This is a genomic window from Oceanobacillus luteolus (genome assembly GCF_023715655.1).
GTDB classification, from domain to species: domain Bacteria; phylum Bacillota; class Bacilli; order Bacillales; family Amphibacillaceae; genus Oceanobacillus; species Oceanobacillus luteolus.
Window position 1 is genome coordinate 1 of record NZ_JAMBON010000129.1, and the last position, 894, is coordinate 894.

Here is an 894-nt window from a genome sequence, read left to right on the forward strand (position 1 = left end):
AGAAGACCAATCCAGATCAACTTTCCCTTTTCAATGAAGCTGAAGATACTGCGAATCCAGAAATCGAAGAACCAACGCTCGAAACCATTACGATTACACGAAAAAAGCGAGATCGTCGAGATGATAAGTTTGAAAACCTGCCTACAGAAACGATTGAATATCGTCTATCAGCTGAGGAACAGGTCTGTTCGTGTTGCGCTGGTCCTCTACATGAAATGAGTACGCAAGTACGCAGGGAAATAGAAGTCATCCCGGCACAAGTGAAACTGAAGGAACATGTACAGTATGTATATGGTTGCCGTCATTGTGAACGGAATGAATTGGAGACTCCAATTGTCACAGCGAAAATGCCCGCTCCTGTTTTCCCTAGAAGTTTGGCATCCCCATCTGCGATGGCATACACGATGACACAAAAATACGTGGAAAGTATGCCTTTACACCGCCAAGAGAAACATATGGAGCGATTTGGCATTTCCTTATCCCGGCAAACCTTATCCAATTGGATACTCTATGGAGCCAATACCTGGTTAAGTCCCATCTATGATCAGATGCGAGAACATCTCCTGAAACAGGATATTTTGCATGCGGATGAGACGAGCCTTCAGGTCCTTTCGGAACCCGATCGGCCAGCCACTTCCAAATCTTATATGTGGCTTTATCGTACAGGTCGGATGAGTCCTGCAATCATCTTGTATGATTACCAGCGTACTCGTGCAGCCAAACATCCTTCCCGATTTCTGAAGGATTTCCAGGGATATATCCATGTGGATGGCTATGCAGGTTACAATGGTATAGCTGGAGTTACCTTGGTTGGTTGTTTGGCGCATGCCAGACGCAAATTCACGGAAGCCCTTCAGGCTCTTCCTGAATCGGCGAAAACAACCCACGTAAAGG

The 894-nt window shown here is 45.9% G+C and carries 1 protein-coding gene; it reads left to right on the forward strand.

Annotated features, from left to right (window positions below):
• Nucleotides 1–894: IS66 family transposase (gene tnpC, locus M3210_RS20020; RefSeq protein ID WP_251518052.1), on the forward strand; the 894-nt coding region annotated here is incomplete at both ends.